Annotated in this window: 14 protein-coding genes; 3 read left to right on the forward strand and 11 right to left on the reverse strand. The window is 41.6% G+C overall.

The genetic code is table 11. The features are described 5' to 3' along the window. Positions 1-16: 16 nt before the first annotated feature. From AC1XUE_RS09560 to AC1XUE_RS09595, 8 genes are all read right to left on the reverse strand, one after another. The gene (locus AC1XUE_RS09560; protein WP_483355707.1) at positions 17-3,493 is read right to left on the reverse strand and encodes a TonB-dependent receptor; all 3,477 of its coding nucleotides are present in this window, start codon (positions 3,491-3,493) and stop codon (positions 17-19) included. 226 nt (positions 3,494-3,719) lie between these two features. Then, a complete protein-coding gene (locus tag AC1XUE_RS09565; RefSeq protein ID WP_483355708.1) occupies positions 3,720-4,850 on the reverse strand; it encodes a FecR family protein in 1,131 nt (376 codons plus the stop codon). A gap of 94 nt (positions 4,851-4,944) precedes the next feature. Next, positions 4,945-5,562, reverse strand: a complete 618-nt coding sequence (locus AC1XUE_RS09570; RefSeq protein ID WP_483355709.1) for an RNA polymerase sigma factor — start codon at positions 5,560-5,562, stop codon at positions 4,945-4,947. A 143-nt stretch (positions 5,563-5,705) separates the two neighbouring features. After that, on the reverse strand, positions 5,706-7,154 hold the full coding sequence (locus AC1XUE_RS09575) for a Gfo/Idh/MocA family protein (protein WP_483356018.1): 1,449 nt from the start codon (positions 7,152-7,154) through the stop codon (positions 5,706-5,708). A gap of 153 nt (positions 7,155-7,307) precedes the next feature. Further along, positions 7,308-8,378, reverse strand: coding sequence for an aminotransferase class V-fold PLP-dependent enzyme (locus AC1XUE_RS09580; RefSeq protein ID WP_483355710.1), 1,071 nt, complete (start codon positions 8,376-8,378; stop codon positions 7,308-7,310). Between the two features lie 65 nt (positions 8,379-8,443). After that, on the reverse strand, positions 8,444-8,707 hold the full coding sequence (locus AC1XUE_RS09585; protein ID WP_483356019.1) for a four helix bundle protein: 264 nt from the start codon (positions 8,705-8,707) through the stop codon (positions 8,444-8,446). A 213-nt stretch (positions 8,708-8,920) separates the two neighbouring features. Continuing rightward, a complete protein-coding gene (serA, locus tag AC1XUE_RS09590; RefSeq protein ID WP_483355711.1) occupies positions 8,921-10,825 on the reverse strand; it encodes a phosphoglycerate dehydrogenase in 1,905 nt (634 codons plus the stop codon). 162 nt (positions 10,826-10,987) lie between these two features. Continuing rightward, a complete protein-coding gene (locus AC1XUE_RS09595; RefSeq protein WP_483355712.1) occupies positions 10,988-11,971 on the reverse strand; it encodes a YheT family hydrolase in 984 nt (327 codons plus the stop codon). Between the two features lie 288 nt (positions 11,972-12,259). Between AC1XUE_RS09595 and AC1XUE_RS09600 the strand changes: the two genes are divergently transcribed. The 3 genes from AC1XUE_RS09600 to AC1XUE_RS09610 all read left to right on the forward strand — a co-directional run bounded on the left by AC1XUE_RS09600 (position 12,260) and on the right by AC1XUE_RS09610 (position 13,448). Then, a complete protein-coding gene (locus AC1XUE_RS09600; protein ID WP_115831287.1) occupies positions 12,260-12,451 on the forward strand; it encodes a cold-shock protein in 192 nt (63 codons plus the stop codon). 169 nt (positions 12,452-12,620) lie between these two features. Beyond that, on the forward strand, positions 12,621-13,067 hold the full coding sequence (locus AC1XUE_RS09605; RefSeq protein ID WP_483355713.1) for an RDD family protein: 447 nt from the start codon (positions 12,621-12,623) through the stop codon (positions 13,065-13,067). Positions 13,068-13,073: 6 nt separating this feature from the next. Next, entirely contained in the window at positions 13,074-13,448 is a 375-nt protein-coding gene (locus tag AC1XUE_RS09610; protein WP_483355714.1) for a DUF2752 domain-containing protein, read from the forward strand. A gap of 7 nt (positions 13,449-13,455) precedes the next feature. Here AC1XUE_RS09610 and AC1XUE_RS09615 read toward each other — a convergent pair whose 3' ends face one another. From AC1XUE_RS09615 to AC1XUE_RS09625, 3 genes are all read right to left on the reverse strand, one after another. Next, positions 13,456-14,778: a DEAD/DEAH box helicase gene (locus AC1XUE_RS09615; RefSeq protein ID WP_483355715.1), complete on the reverse strand. Its 1,323-nt coding sequence runs from the start codon at positions 14,776-14,778 to the stop codon at positions 13,456-13,458. Between the two features lie 45 nt (positions 14,779-14,823). After that, positions 14,824-15,285 carry a hypothetical protein gene (locus tag AC1XUE_RS09620; RefSeq protein WP_483355716.1) on the reverse strand — a complete coding sequence of 154 codons (462 nt, stop codon included), beginning with the start codon at positions 15,283-15,285 and terminating at the stop codon, positions 14,824-14,826. 114 nt (positions 15,286-15,399) lie between these two features. Beyond that, on the reverse strand, positions 15,400-15,777 hold the full coding sequence (locus tag AC1XUE_RS09625; protein WP_115831292.1) for a co-chaperone GroES: 378 nt from the start codon (positions 15,775-15,777) through the stop codon (positions 15,400-15,402). Between the last annotated feature and the right edge of the window lie 21 nt (positions 15,778-15,798).

Below are 15,798 nucleotides of genomic sequence, written 5' to 3' on the forward strand. Positions count from 1 at the left end.
GACGTCTTTAAATATTTTAGATTGACAGACTTATCCCAACGTTGACAAACTTATTCTGAGGGTATTGAAGACCGTTTCCGTCTGCAATTTCAGGATCTACCCCAAACTCCTTGAGATTGTCAATGGAGAACAGGTTGTAACCATTGATATAAACCCTGGCCCGCTGCATTTTAATTTTCTCTAATACCGATTTGGGAAGTGAATAGCCAAACTCGATTGTTCTTGCACGGATATATTTCACGTTGTGCAACCAGAAAGTAGAATTTTTGTTGTAATTGCTATGACCTCCGTCGTTATAACGCAACGCAGGATACTTACCAGGAATCCATTCACTGTTCAGATCAAACGGATCCTTGCGATGCCATCTGTCCAGGAAGATACTGTTCAAAGCACCGTCGTTCTGGTAAGCCCATCTTTGTTCCCAGTTTTGATTCCACGAATACATGGCTCCGCCCGAAAAGTCTGCATTGAATGAAAATCCTTTCCAGCTTACCGCCAGGTTCAATCCAAAATTGACATTCGGCTGACCACTTTCTGTATAACCTATTGGTCTTTCGTCCCTGCCATCAATCAAACCATCACCGTTTATATCCTTATAAATCAGATCACCGGGCAATAAGGTCCTGTTTCCCTGACCATCAATGTTTACAGCATACTCATTAATCTGCTCCTGTGATTGAAATTGTCCTATTGTTTCATAACCCCAGAAGATATTGTTATATCTGCCTTCGGACGAATTGCGGAATTGATCAAGAGAATTGTTAAAAATTGGTTTGTACGATTGCTCAAACTTACTTCTGGCAAATGATACGTTTCCACCAATAGAGTACGATACATCTCCCGCCTTGCTATTGTAAGTTAAAGACCCTTCCCAGCCTCGTTGTGAATCGCTGTTTACGTTTTCATCAGGAAGACTATATCCCAATTCACTGGGAACGAGAATATCGTACTTTCTACCACGAAGTCCTGTTCTCAAACGGTGAAAGTAATCTACTGTACCGACGAGTTTTGTGCCTAAGAGCGAGAAGTCAGCTCCTACATCAAAAATTTTACTTTTAAACCAGGAGATGTTGTTAATAATCTGACCTTTGTCACGCGATGTTACTACCGCATTTCCACTCAAAATGACATTCCCCTGATTGTAGTTATAACCCGGCAAATAGTCATAAGGTCCGATTCCGATGTCGTCATCACCAAGAACACCATAAGACGCCCGGATTTTAAGATCGTCCAACAGACTTCGCTCACCAATAATATTTTTAATAAACTGCTCCTCTGTCACACGCCACCCGGCCGATGCAGACGGGAAATATCCCACACGACGGTCCGGAGCAAACTTCCATGAAGCGTCGCGTCTCGCAGATGCTTCCACATAATACTTGCCTGCATAGTCATAATTTACCCTACCGATATACCCTATACGTGCAAGTTGATTATCTTTATCATCGTACGTATCCATGTTGGCAAAATAAACAAGCGGCAATACATTCGTAGAAGGCACTGAGTGAACCCATTGCTCCTGGTCACGCTCTTCCTGACGCTCTGCGACGAAAGTGGCACCGAATGTATTTTTACCAAAAGTATTATTGTAGTTCAATTGGCCCTGATACACATTTCTGATGATCTTTCTCGTCCTGCGTTCTCTCCATGGGTTGGTACTCCCCCCCGTTACATTGTAGGTATCATCCTGCGGATTATAGGTATAAGCTTTGTAGGTATATTCGTGGCCGTTCATTACCTGATCGGCGATATAGTACGAATACATCCCCTTGGCGACCAATCCTTTCACACCCGGAATTTTGTACTCTGCATTCATGTTGCTTTGCAACACCCGCCAGATATCTGTCTGATAACCACCCAGCTTTTTGTTGTTATAAGCCCAGTTGGTCTCGTTATGTTTGATGTCGTTCAGGTAGTTAGGATTGTCATTCGCATAGGGTCTTTCGAAAGGTCGGTTACGTAAGATAGCAAAACGAGGAAGCCAATAATCATCACCACCAGGAATTCCCGGATTATCTCGTACTTCAATCCTGCCATTAATTTGCACACCTATCTTAAGATTATCTGTAATCTTGGCATCTACATTACTTTGGATGTTACTTCTTTCGAAAGTAAATTCACGACCAAGCACTGAGTTTTGACTTAGTTTGGTTGCAGAAATGTAGTAGGTGATTTTATCCGAACCTCCCGTCATATTCAGATTGAGCGAATACAACGGAGAATTACCTTTCACAATATAGTCCTTCCAATTAAAACTCTGATAGCCAGGCTCAGTTCCAAGTTTATATTTCTCTAGTTCAGCCTGAGTAATATTGGTTCTGCCGTACTGGTTCATTTCTGCTTCTGCTCTGCCTGCCATCCACTGATATGAATCATTGACAACATTTGGGAAGCGAGACCAGTTTTGCCAACCTGTATAAGCATCCAGATTGACCGTATTTTTTGTACCGTTTTTACCTCGTTTGGTCGTCACTACGACAACTCCATTCGCAGCCCTTACCCCATAAATTGCAGCAGAGGCGTCTTTCAGTACCGTAATACTTTCAATGTCATTAGGTGCGATATTATTAAACTGCCCCGCATCCTGCTGAATACCATCGATCACATATAGCGGATTACCCATATTCCGAATTTGGATGTTAGCGCTTGCCCCAGGCCGGCCGTCAGGCATACGGAAAGTTACTCCCGGGATTTTTCCGGCCAGTCCTGAACTTACCGTCGATCCGCCATGGACACGTTCCAGGTCTTTGCTGGTTACGGTAGCAATCGCACCTGTCAGCGATTCCTTCTTTTGTGTACCATATCCCACTACTACTACCTCTTCAAGTGCTTTATCATCCACTTTCAGCGTTACATTCACATCACTTTGGCTACCTACAACAGTTATTTCATTTGAAAGAAATCCTACGAAAGAAAAAACCAGAATGGCATCTCCCTCAGGTAATGTAAGGGAAAATTTTCCATCTGCATCTGATGATGTTCCCGTTTGAGTACCTTTTACAACGATACTAACTCCTGCAAGAGCATTGCCGCCGTCATCTTTTACCGTTCCTGTGATAGTCCGGTCGGCCGATGCGGATTCACTTTTTTTACCTGGGTCTGAGGCCGACTCTGAAACTTTTTCAGACGCACGTTCCGGCTTAATCACAATTAGGTCGTCTGAAGCTTTATAGTTTAGCTGCAAAGGTGTCAACAACTCATCCAGAACGCGGGAGAGCGACCCATTCTGAATCTTAATTGTTGCTTTGCGATCGGATTGAATCAGCTTGGAACTGTAGACAAACTTGATGTTGGTCTGCTTTTCAAGTTGATTTAAAATTTTTTTAATGTCCTGATTTTCGACATTAAGCGTCACCTTCTGACTAAGAGCGGACTGACCTCTCCCATCATGTGCCAGCGACACGCCCAGAAACAGGCACGCCAAAAAGCATTGAATGACTGTTATACGCATGAGTGTAAAGAGTAAGTCATCAATTCGTCGAACTTTTTTCATATTTTTGAATGGATTTGTTGGTTAAGGAGATTATTCAACGAAATCTTTCCCTGCATCCACTGAAAAGCGGATGAGCAGTAACATCAATTACTTTGGGAAAACCTTTGGATCAGTCATGCTGCAACATGGCTGATCCTTTTTTGTTTTGTAGTGTAGGGTAATGTATTTAAATCATAGGCTAAAACGGTTTAGTGTATTAAATAATAAAGGTTAGGAATAGTTTTATTCAGTTACATCCGTTACCGGATATCGTGGTTGTATTTTCTCTGATCTCGTAACGGGCATCAAGTGCAGCACAAATCACATCTAACTTTTCTGTGAAGGATTGTCCTATGAGTGTTGCATTCAAAGGGCACTCACTCATTAGTGACTTGTCATAAATGATCTTCATGTTGTAAGCACTTTCCAATGCCTTAAACACTTCTGATGCCGGTGTTTCGTCAAATATGAAAATTTGGTTTGCAATGTCAGTGCCCGCGGGTACAGAGACTAAAACATCCTGTAATCGAATTGTTTTACCATCTATCTTTGAAAACGCTATCTTTTCGTTGCGCATGAGAATCAATCCTTTTAATTCCGGCTTCGTAAATTCTTCCCTCTCCTTGTCGCTGGCATTCATACGAAGAGGAAATACGGAAACCTTACCGGTTTTTACTTCAACTTTTACTTCCGATCCATTATCAGGGGCATCAATCAGAAAGCTCGTTCCAAGCACTTTGGTAGCAAGTCCATCCGTATATACAAGAAAAGGACGGTTCGGATTTTTCCTGATTTCAAAAAATGCCCTTCCCCTCAAACTTACTTCACGTTTATGCGGGTCGCTTTTGCTGGCAAAAGTCAATCTCCCTTTTGGCTCCAGCACAACCGAACTGCCATCTTCCAGCAGTATCGTCATAGGTTTGTCGGAATTATTCACTTTCTCGACTATTTCACTCACGGTTTCGGTCTTTGCACTTTCGCCTGCAACTAACATTTTCGATGGCCTGTGCTGATACCAGTATACAGCTACACCGAAACCCGCTACCAAAACTACCGATGCGGCAACTCGTGCCCATCTCCATGAATTAATTATTTTCTCTCCAGAAACAGCAATCTCTTCAGCAGATTCCTCAGCCATACGACTTTCTACCACACTCCACATTTTCCGGCTTTGTTCCGTAGTGGGCTTATGCTTCCCGGTATCTTCAGCAACCAGATTTACATATCCCCGGGCATCTTCTACTACACTTCGCTTTTCAGGATTATTTTTTAAGAATTCCTGCCATCTTGTTTCACTCGCTTCATCAGGATGTCTTACCCAAGCAATAAAGTCGTCGTTCCGAATTAATTCCGTGAGCGAATATGGATCGTACTTCATGCGAGTGATAAACTGGTTTTAAGGCTTTCAAATAGAAAGAGCCTCACTTTTGCAAAATGACCCCTCCAAAATGAAATTATTTTTAAATAAAATTCTAAAAAATAAATAACAGGCAGAAAATCAAGGAAGAAAGCAACAAACTCTGGCGGTGCTCCCGCATCGAAGTGAGCGCCTTATAAATAAAGTTGCGGACAGATTTTTCACTGACTCCCATAATCTGGGAAATCTCATCAATACTGAAATCATCAAAATAACGCAGCGTAAGTGCTTCTACCTGACGATCGGGAAGACCAGCAAGTAAATCCTGTATCTGACGGGAACGTATTTCCGAAGATTCTGTGGCAATCAGTATTGTTTCCATAGTAGCAAAACTAGACGGCTCGTTGTTTTCATTCAATACGCTGATTTCCTCTGTAAGCGGGAATTTGCCTAATGCTAAGGTAATCCTGCGACGTAGGGCTCTGTACAAATAAAATTTGATGGAAGAAATATTCTCTACCAGACTTTGTCTGAGTCGCCAGATATCGATGAAAACATCCTGAACAGCATCTTCCACAATAGCAGAATTGCTGCAAAGCTTAAAGCCGTAGTTGTAGAGTGTAGAGTGATAGGTATCAAACATCCTTGTAAACGCTACTTCGTCACTGCGGCGTATTGCAGCCCACAATTCCTGATCGGTCCCGAAATTTCTCAACGTTTCAAAAGTGGCCACCAACTAATGCTTTTAACTAACAGGGCATAAAGCTAAAAATATATTCTTTAAATGCTATTTAATAAATTTAATAATAACTAAAAAACCTGTTTAAAGCTTACCCGAGTTTTAAACAGGTTTTAATATGTAAAAATAGTCAGTACTTATAACTTCAACTCCCAGCCATCCCGGTAGTCACGTTTTACGTACTGGTTAGCCAGATCATAATTGGTTACTTTCATATTTTGAGCATCCCATAAAAGTTTCTTCCGACCATTGTATTTATCAGCAGTTTTCTGGGCGTCAGGCTTGTCTCTTAACATCCAGCTTCTCAGGGCAAGATTGCCAATCAAAATACTTTCTGTAAAAGGTGCTGCGTATTCAAAAGGTGAGCTCGTTTGCCCCTTTCCATAACCGGCAATACAGGCATCGACCCAGTTGAGATAATGGTCTTCATTAGGAACCCGTTTGATTGTCTCGGGAATATTTAAAGTTTCGTTTTTCTTTAATGGTAAAAGACGTGGATTAGCACCGTAGCAATCGGCCATCAGCTTACCTTTATCACCGATAAACAGCACGCCGCCGTCGGGATTTCCAAATGCTTCTCCAGGAAGCAGTTCCTCAGGACGTTCTGGCAAAATGCCGCCATCATACCAACTTACCTTGATATTGCCTTTGCCGTCATTACGGGGGTAATCCAGATGTATAGTTGAAGAAAACGGCGTCCAGTCAGGATTATGATCTTTTTCACGCAACGTAAATGTCCATGTGCCGGCAACGCTGCATTCTACTGAAACAGGGTATAAAATGGGAAGAATACGATAAACAGGATCCATAATATGACAAGCCATATCACCCAAAGCGCCCGTACCATATGGCCACCAGCCTCTCCAGTTCCATGGGAGATATGCCTTATTGTAACCTACTTTTGGAGCGGGGCCCAGCCATAAATCAAAATCCAATTCAGCCGGAATCGGATCGACGTTATCCGTAGGAACCGCCTGTGGCCATACAGGTCGGTTGGTCCAGCACAATACTTTGTGCACTTCACCAATGACTCCGGAATCGTATATTTCCTTCATCCGTCGTACACCATTGCCCGATCCACCCTGGTTTCCCATTTGCGTGATAACTTTATATTTCTTTGCAGCCTGACCAAGAATACGCGCTTCGTAAATATCATGTGTAAGTGGCTTCTGTGTATACACATGTTTACCAAGCTGCATAGCAGCCAGTGTAGCAACCGCGTGGGTATTGTCGGGTGTTGATATAGAAACTGCATCAATGCTTTTGTCTTCTTTGGCAAGCATTTCCCGGAAATCTTTGTAATAGCTGGCTTTAGGAAAGGCCGCTTTGGACGCAACCGCCTGGCGATCGTCCACATCACACAACGCCACAATATTGACATTCGGGCTTTTCGCGAAACTAGCCAGGTCACTTTTACCTTTACCCCCCACCCCAATGCCTGCAATATTCAGTTTGTCGCTCGGAGCGATAAAGCCTTTCCCCAGTACATGTCGTGGGACAATAAAGAATGTGGATGCTGCCAATGAAGATGTCTTGATAAAACTTCGGCGCGACTGGCCATCATGCTGATTCGTTGAATCGTTCATCATAGAAAAAATTTAAAAGGTAAGGGAAGGAACAATGGTTACGTAGCAATACGGAAATCATACGTGATCGGGCCATTTGAAATATCCACAAAACAAAGAAGCGCAAAATCCGGAGATTCTACGCTTCTTTATTCTTTAAGTATCTGTTATGTTTTACAGCGTGTTTAAAACGCTGATCAGCTCTTCAATTTGTGCAGTACTCGTTGCCGGGAAATTGGCCACACGTAACTGCGATCCTTTAAACTGTCCGTAACCGCTTCCTATAACCAATCCTTTTTCCTTCACCGCCTTGATGATATCTGCAGACGGAGCTTCGGTATTTGTGACAATAACAGTTTGTGACCGTTGTGACTTTTCTTTTACAAACAATGAAAATCCGCTCTGCTTTTCGAAAAACTTGTAAAGCAAAGCCGCTTTTTGTTCTGTTTCTTTTCTGATTGCGGCAACACCTATTTTGTTAAGATCCTCCGCTATTTTCCCTAACAGATAAATCCCCATTACATTAGGCGTTGCCGGTGTTTCATTGTTTTGGGCGTTTTTCCACAAGGTTGGCAGATCATTGTGGGCTCCAATCGAATACTGCTGGCGAATCGATTCTGCTTTATGCAGACATTTTTCATTTACAATCCAGACACCAAGCCCTGCCGGAAGGCCAAACGCCTTCTGAACAGAAAAGAATGCAGTATCGACCAATGAATAATCCAGATCCGGGTAAGGTGCAGAAGACACCATATCCACGGCTATCAGCTTATCCGGATTCTTTTGTTTTAATTTATGTATTTCATTAACACCCATCTGCACACCAGAACTGGTTTCATTGTGCGTGGTGCAAATCAATTCCGCATATTCAGGCACAATTACCTCCGATGCTACGAATCCTTCTCCCATCGGCTTTTCCTGCTTGTGGGCGTACTTGTTCAATGCATTGGAGTAATCATAAAACTTTTTGGAGAAAGAACCATTCACCAAATGGAAGCTCTCCAACTCCACACAACTGAATAAAATACGCTCCCACGCTTCAGAAGCGGAGCCTAAAAAGAGGATGGCGTGGGAATCAGGTACATTCAGCAAAGTTCTTACCTGCTCTACAGTGAACTTATGCAAATCCCTGTACTGCTGACTTCTGTGCGAAATCGAGCCAAGCTGATTTGCAATGAATGTCTGCACATGTTTTTCAAAAGTGGGATAGAGCTGGGCTGGACCGGGGGTAAAAAAAGTAAGCATTAAAACAGAAGTTATAGTAGTTAAGTAGTTATTGAAGTTAGCCTTTCGATTAAAATCAGGTCCAATCAGTTACCTGATACTTTTGCTGCATAGCTATTAAGTAATCGGCTGACCTCTTCGAGCAATAACTTATTTTCCTGGTAATCATTGTCTGACAAATAATTCAGATCCTTGCTTAGACGCAAATAATAACGACTCTCTTCAAGAGCTCCTTGTGCTATATTATAGAACCGTGCCTTATCGGCACGGCCCAACCTTTTATAGCCTTCTGCAATATTGGCAGGAATTGAAACTCCTGCTCTTCTGAATTGAGAAGTAAGATTAAATATTTCGGACTTAGGGAATAGTAGTCATTCTGTATATGGCCAAAGGAATGTGCCTTTTGCCAAACAATCAGATTTTCAAAAGATCGACTCTTTTCCATTTCTTCATGATTATGATGAAGTGATACTTCAAATCTATCATAATCAAATCAAAAAACAGACTTTTCAAGAAGTAACTCCTCTAACTTCTTAACTTCCCCTAACTTCTTTACCTACTCCTCAATACAACATCCGGGACCTGATCGTACCTTCAACCTCTTTCACTTCCTGGATAAATTCTTCTTTATAGCCTTTGGCAATATCTACAATCACATAACCGATATGTTCATTGGTTTTCAGATACTGGCCTGTGATATTAATATTATTTTTCGCAAAGATCTGGTTCAACTTAGCCAGTACACCCGGTACATTGGCGTGAATATGGAGCAGGCGGTGCGAATCTTTGAGTTTAGGTAGTTGTACTTCCGGGAAGTTAACGCTTCCATATGAACTACCGTTGTTCATGAATTCCAACAACTTTGAAGGCACAAAATGACCAATATTTTCCTGCGCTTCTTCTGTACTTCCTCCAATGTGCGGAGTAAGAATTACGTTTGGTAACCCACGAAGCTCGCTTTCGAAAGATTCAGCATTTGTTTTGGGCTCGTAAGGGAACACATCCACACTTGCACCGGCCACTTTTCCACTTTTCACTGCGTCGGCTAATGCCGCTATATCTACAACATGTCCGCGGGACAGATTCATAAAGATAACGCCGTCCTTCATCAAATCAAACTCCCGCTTCCCGATCAGGTTTTTGTTCTCTTTACGGCCATCCACATGCATACTGATTACATCTGAAATAGCCAGAAGCTCCTCCAGCGTATTCAGTTTTCTTGCATTTCCAAGAGACAGTTTTTCAATTCCATCATAGAAATACACTTCCATACCCAAAGCCTCGGCAACCACAGATAATTGGGTACCAATACTTCCGTATCCTACCATTCCCAGTTTTTTACCACGCACTTCAAAACTTCCGTTGGCCGACTTGTCCCATATACCTGCGTGCATTTGGTTGCTTTTGGTAACAATGTTACGGATCAGCAAAATCATTTCACCGACCGCCAGTTCCACTACAGAACGCGTGTTACTATAAGGAGCGTTGAATACTGCAATACCACGGCTGGCAGCTTCATCAAGATCAATCTGATTCGTACCTATGCAAAATGCACCGATCGCCATCAGACGATTCGCATGCTCAAGTACACGTTTTGTGATGTTGGTTTTGGAACGAATACCGATGATTGATACATCTTTGATACGCTCACAAAGCTCATCCTCATCCAATGCGCCTTTTACAAACTCTACGTTAAACCCTTGCTCTTCAAATGCGCGAAGTGCTACCGGGTGAACGTTTTCCAGCAAAAGGACTTTGATCCTGCTTTTCGGATAGGATTGACTTCTGCTTAACTTATTATCATAAAGAAAATCATCAAAAGAAGTAGCAATATGATCAGCAACTGCAACAACCTTAGGTCGTTCTACATTTTCTGTAAAAGCATAAAAACGACTTGCAAGACCAGATTCTTTCAATTGATAATCCGTATATCCGTCGCCAATGGCAAAGACTTCACCTTCCAGTTTTAAACTTTCAAGCAGCTTTATCTTTCCCCCATCGGTTGACAACACATTGTTTTCGTCTAGACCAATAATATTATCGTCCTGATCAAACCGGAATTCATTGGCATATACATGGTCTGCACGAATACCCAGTTCGGTAGCGATGGGTACAATAAATTCTTTGAAACCGCTCGATACAATAAATATATTGTCAGTATTCTCAGTGAGAAAATGTTGATTTCTTTTGAATGAATCCGAAACCCTGGTTCTTAGGAATACAATCAGATCTTCAATATGAGAGCGGTTTGCTTTCAGCAGACCGATGCGCTGGCGAAGTCCTTCGGCAAACGACATCTCTCCGTTCATACCTTTGTTTGTAAGATCAACTATTTCCTGAACGATCCTTTCACGTTCGGGATGCCCTGCAAGCGCAATGGCAGCTAATTCATCCAGACCTTCAACTTTGCTGAAAGTACTGTCAAAATCAATGATAATGTACGGGCTGTTAAGTGTTAATGTGGGCATGAAGCGGCAGATAACTTATTAATTACCAATTTAAAAGTATACAAATCAAAAATACTCAATCCGATAGCTTGCTGATAAGGAGACAAAATTACAAATCTGTTTACTATGTCGCTAACAAAATATCCGGTGCAAGCATTTAATTATCCTGGGATATATATTTATTTACAAAAAATCACTTTTTTGTATAAAATCGAGTGCTCTTTTCTCAGACCAATAAACGCCATTCAATAATTGTGACTGCCGGAAACCACAATGACCACCCTGGCTGGTTAATTCAAGATGCACATGGTCAAGTGAACTGATCAGATCAAGAGGCAAACTGGATCCCGGTACAATCGGATCATTATCAGCATTTACAATCAAGGTTGGGATTGCAATATGCTCTACAAAAAACATGGAACTGCACATTTCATAATAGTGTGATGCACTATCAAATCCATGTAAAGGTGCTGTGTAAACGTCGTCAAAGTCGTAGAGCGTTTTCACCAGATGATCTTTCGTCAGACTTATTTTATCAGGAAACGAAAGTGATTTGGTATTTACTTTAGGGCGTAACGTGTTGAGAAAACGATGCATATAGATACGGTTCTCTCTTTTGATAATGGACAGGCTGCATTGCTTCAAATCCATAGGAACACTGAATACAACAGCTTTTCGAATAAGTTTACTGCGCTGCCTCTCCTTTTCCCCCAGATATTTGAGTGTAAGATTTCCTCCCAGACTAAAACCCATAAGGTAGACTTCCTGATAGCCTCTCGAAACGGCATGCCCAACAACAAGATCAAGATCATCCGTAGCGCCACTGTGATAAAAAACATGAGTGCTATTCATCTCACCACTACAGCTACGAAAATTCCAAGCCAGACAATCATATCCTGCACTATTCAGCAACTTCACCATACCTACTATATATTGCTTGGTGCTGTTTCCTTCAAGACCATGAGAAAGGATTACAATTTTGCGTGAATGACCATGGCTTGCCGGCGACCAGTCCAGATCGAGAAAATCCTGATCAGGCGTAATTATTCGCTCCCGCCGGTATATAACACCCGCTACTTTCCTGAAAAGCGCAGGATAAATGGTCTGCATGTGCCCGTTGGGCAACCAGAAGGGAGAAATAAAATCAGTTTCTTTTAAAACCGGCATTTTTTTGAAATAGAAATAATCGAAGTAAAGCTAATCATTTTCCTACATTCATAAAATGTAAATTAAAAACAGAAAAACAATACAAAGGATTTAAATAAGCACTGTCAAATTGTAAAATACCAAGAGCGACCAACATCTTGAAACAACATAAAAGATATAATTATTCTTAAAACTCTGGTTTTGAACGCCTAACTAAATAGATTAATTCTAAACCTTTTTAATTATTTTTCTTGTATATCTCTATTTTCTATCTACATTTGAGCTTTAAAAAATATAAGATCAATACTAATGGCAGAAGGCACAGTTAAGTTTTTCAATGATTCCAAAGGATTTGGTTTCATCCAACCGTCAAGCGGTGAAAAAGACATTTTCGTACACGTTTCAGGTCTTCAGGACGATATCCGTGAAAACGACAAAGTGTCTTATGACGTAGAAAATGGCAAAAAAGGTCTAAACGCAGTTAACGTTCGCGTTATCTAAGTTTAAGTCATAACAGCATTTTTGAAAGCATCCTGCCGAAGTGGGGTGCTTTTTTTGTTGCCCAAATTTTACATTTATCCGATTGTTTTACCTTTCAGCCTAAATTTCTTTCCTATTTGCTATCTTGATGCTTACTTAGGTACTTCACAACCATTCAAGCAACCTGACTATGCAAAATTTTACACTCGCAGGATTTGGTAACAGACTCGTAGCTCAGATCATTGATACACTTATTGTTGGAGTCGCAATGTCAGTCCTTATTGTCCCCCTATTCGGAATAGGCGGATTAACACGCACATTTGATAATGACTTTGCAGCTTTGCTAGGTGGACTCGCAATATTACCACTACTTTTGATTAGCTTTTTGGGGCCAATCATTTATGAAGTCTTCATGCTCAGTTCCCCACGTCGTGCTACATTAGGCAAGAGCCTGATGAAAATACAGGTCCGGGATGAATACGGCAACGGACTTACGCTGGGAGCTGCGATTGGTCGTACCCTTATTAAATACCTGACACTTAACTTTTGCTTTTTATTGTGGTTGTGGCCACTTTTTAACAAAGAGGAACAGGCTCTTCACGATCTTATTGTCAGGGTCTTTGTTGTAAGAGACTAGGTCGGCATGACGAACCAGCGCCACTTGGTTACCATCAAAAAGTTAACCATTTTGGTCACGGTACTTGCTACCGTGACCATCTATTATAGCTTTGATCCCTCAGAACATTCCTGGGGACCTCCTTGTCTGTTGCACGCGACAACAAACTGGCTTTGCTGGGGTTGTGGTGGACAGCGTGCTTTTCATCAGCTTTTACATGGCCACTTCCTGAATGCCTTTCAGCTCAACGCGCTGGTATATCCGGTGACGATGATCCTGATCTATATAGCGTTATCTGAAGTTTTGATGCGTGCCCCATCTTACACATTTTTCAGAAAAAAAGCTATTGCTGTTTCAGCATTTGTCATACTGCTCGGATTTACAATTTTAAGAAATATCTGAATCTCCGTTACCTTGCCACTTCAATTTTGTATTTTTTACCTTTCATTTTTTCTGAGGTGATCAGATCCAGCATTTTACGAACTTTTGTTTTATTCACTGCAGCAAATGAGATAGTATCCTTAACCTCAATCAATCCCAGGTCCTGTTTCTCCAGCTTTCCTTTTTGTAAAAGAAAACCTACAATATCCATTTTATTGAGTTTATTCTTCTTTCCCCCACTGATATAGATCGTGGTCCACAAAGGAGCTTCAGGTGCTACGTATTTGGAAGGTAAAGTAAAATCCTTAGGTTTGATAGTGATGTAATCAGGAATTGTTTCATCCGAATTGAGCATCACATATGCTGTTCCTTCCGATTGCATACGTGCAGTTCGCCCGTTTCGGTGGCGGAATTCATCGGCCCTCATAGGAGATTCAAAATGGATCACATGTTTAACTTCCGGAATATCCAGTCCGCGAGCTGCGAGGTCAGTGGCTGCAATGTAACGCACAGAGCCATTTCTAAACCTGATTAATGTCCGTTCACGATCCTCCTGCTCCAGTTTTCCATGAAAAAACGCGCATTCTAAGCCTTCCTCTTTCAATATCTCACTGATGCGCACAACAGTATCACGTTGATTACAGAAAATCATAGCGGATTCACTGCCTATAGCACCAAGAAGCCGAACCAGACTATTCATCTTGTTACTGTCCGGACTGATCACCTGAACCACCGTTAGCCCGCTTGCTTCATTCTTGTTGGAAATGAAATCAAGTTCTACCGGATTTTTAAACTTAACAAATGATGGAATTTTGGGCCCGGCTGTAGCAGAAACCAGCACCTTTTTAGTAACCCAACGCACATTCTGGATAATCTCTGTCATCTCTTCCTGGAAACCCATTTCCAGCGACTTATCAAATTCATCCAATACAAGTGTACGCACACGACTATATGAGAAAGATTTACGATGCATATGATCCAAAAGACGGCCCGGCGTTCCAATTAACAATGCAGGAGGCTCCACCAAACTTCGTATTTCCGTTTGCATATCATGCCCGCCGTAACAGCAAGTCACTTTATATCCAGTGGACATCTTTCTCCATACCTGTTCAATTTGTAAGGCAAGCTCCCGTGTAGGTACAATTACGAGACACTGTACCTGATCATGCTCCTTTTCCATTAATGATACGAGAGGCAGCAAAAAAGCAAGCGTTTTTCCTGAACCTGTTGGTGACAAAAGTAGTACTTCATCACTTTCTGTAATTGCTTTGCGGGCAGCCACCTGCATCTCATTCAGGGCGTCAATACCCATTCCTGCAAGTGTATTTTCTATTTTTTCAAAATCCGACATAATGCAAAGGTACTGCTTCGGTCAGGCAAATTGCGAACAAATTTTTTATTGTTTAACTTCTCCGCTAAACTGCTTCGGTTCATTGTAAAGTGTCAGTCCGAGTAGTTTCCAGTTATGAGTACCCGACACCAGATAATATATCTTTCCTTTGCTTTCGTAAAAAGTCACATTTGTAGTCTCCCATTGATGCCCACCCATAAGTCCACTTTGTACAATTTTACCTTCTGCACGATCAAGCGTGTCTTTAGGATATGAATAACTGAGCGCGATTTCATGAGAAATCCCGCTTTCCAAAGTTTGCCAGCCAATCGTTCTGTCCCCTCCACTATATATTGGAGCATCTTTGTTTGTGATCCGTTCTTTAGTAAAAGAAAAACATCCAAGTATAAATACGATCAGAGCGGGTATTCCCATGCTTTCTTTGACCAGTTTAAATACGCTGAAACAGATAAATATGAACCAGATCAGTAACCCAAAATTCAGAAGAGTCAAGAGTAAATACAGCATATCGTTGATTTTAGGTAAAAAATAAAGCAGTCCTGCGTGGACTGCTTTGTCAGGATTTACCAAGTTAATACTCCCGTTTTTCAATTACCATATAACGTCAGACATTTTGAAGAATTAATATAAATCTTCTGTCCGCTCCAACATCAGAATAGATGATTGCGGCACGATCACATATTTCTCTCCATCATATTCAAGATCGATAGCATTTCTCTGAAGGTATATAGCTACATCGCCTTCCATTGACTGCAAAGGCATATATTTCACCTTTTCCTCTGTTTCTTTCCAAGGCTCATCTTCTGTTGCTGCCGGTATGGGATAACCCGGTCCCACCTTGATCACATATCCGCTTTGCACCTGTTCCTTTTCAGTTACAGTTGGTGGCAGATACAGCCCACTATTGGTTCTGTCCGACGGACTTTTGGGTTTTATCAAAACACGATCTCCAACGATAATCAGTTTCTTTAATCGGTTGTCAGCTGTCACTTCGTACATGTTATTATTAAACTAAATATG

It is taken from the genome of Dyadobacter sp. HNCC25DJ187 (assembly GCF_056895255.1).

Excerpts from the sequence above, each read along its gene's own strand:
- AC1XUE_RS09560 (WP_483355707.1), bottom strand. The coding sequence starts at position 3,493 with ATGAAAAAAGTTCGACGAATTGATGACTTACTCTTTACACTCATGCGT.
- AC1XUE_RS09565 (WP_483355708.1), bottom strand. The coding sequence starts at position 4,850 with ATGAAGTACGATCCATATTCGCTCACGGAATTAATTCGGAACGACGAC.
- AC1XUE_RS09575 (WP_483356018.1), bottom strand. The coding sequence starts at position 7,154 with ATGAACGATTCAACGAATCAGCATGATGGCCAGTCGCGCCGAAGTTTT.
- AC1XUE_RS09580 (WP_483355710.1), bottom strand. The coding sequence starts at position 8,378 with ATGCTTACTTTTTTTACCCCCGGTCCAGCCCAGCTCTATCCCACTTTT.
- serA (WP_483355711.1), bottom strand. The coding sequence starts at position 10,825 with ATGCCCACATTAACACTTAACAGCCCGTACATTATCATTGATTTTGAC.
- AC1XUE_RS09595 (WP_483355712.1), bottom strand. The coding sequence starts at position 11,971 with ATGCCGGTTTTAAAAGAAACTGATTTTATTTCTCCCTTCTGGTTGCCC.
- AC1XUE_RS09600 (WP_115831287.1), top strand. The coding sequence starts at position 12,260 with ATGGCAGAAGGCACAGTTAAGTTTTTCAATGATTCCAAAGGATTTGGT.
- AC1XUE_RS09605 (WP_483355713.1), top strand. The coding sequence starts at position 12,621 with ATGCAAAATTTTACACTCGCAGGATTTGGTAACAGACTCGTAGCTCAG.
- AC1XUE_RS09610 (WP_483355714.1), top strand. The coding sequence starts at position 13,074 with ATGACGAACCAGCGCCACTTGGTTACCATCAAAAAGTTAACCATTTTG.
- AC1XUE_RS09615 (WP_483355715.1), bottom strand. The coding sequence starts at position 14,778 with ATGTCGGATTTTGAAAAAATAGAAAATACACTTGCAGGAATGGGTATT.
- AC1XUE_RS09620 (WP_483355716.1), bottom strand. The coding sequence starts at position 15,285 with ATGCTGTATTTACTCTTGACTCTTCTGAATTTTGGGTTACTGATCTGG.
- AC1XUE_RS09625 (WP_115831292.1), bottom strand. The coding sequence starts at position 15,777 with ATGTACGAAGTGACAGCTGACAACCGATTAAAGAAACTGATTATCGTT.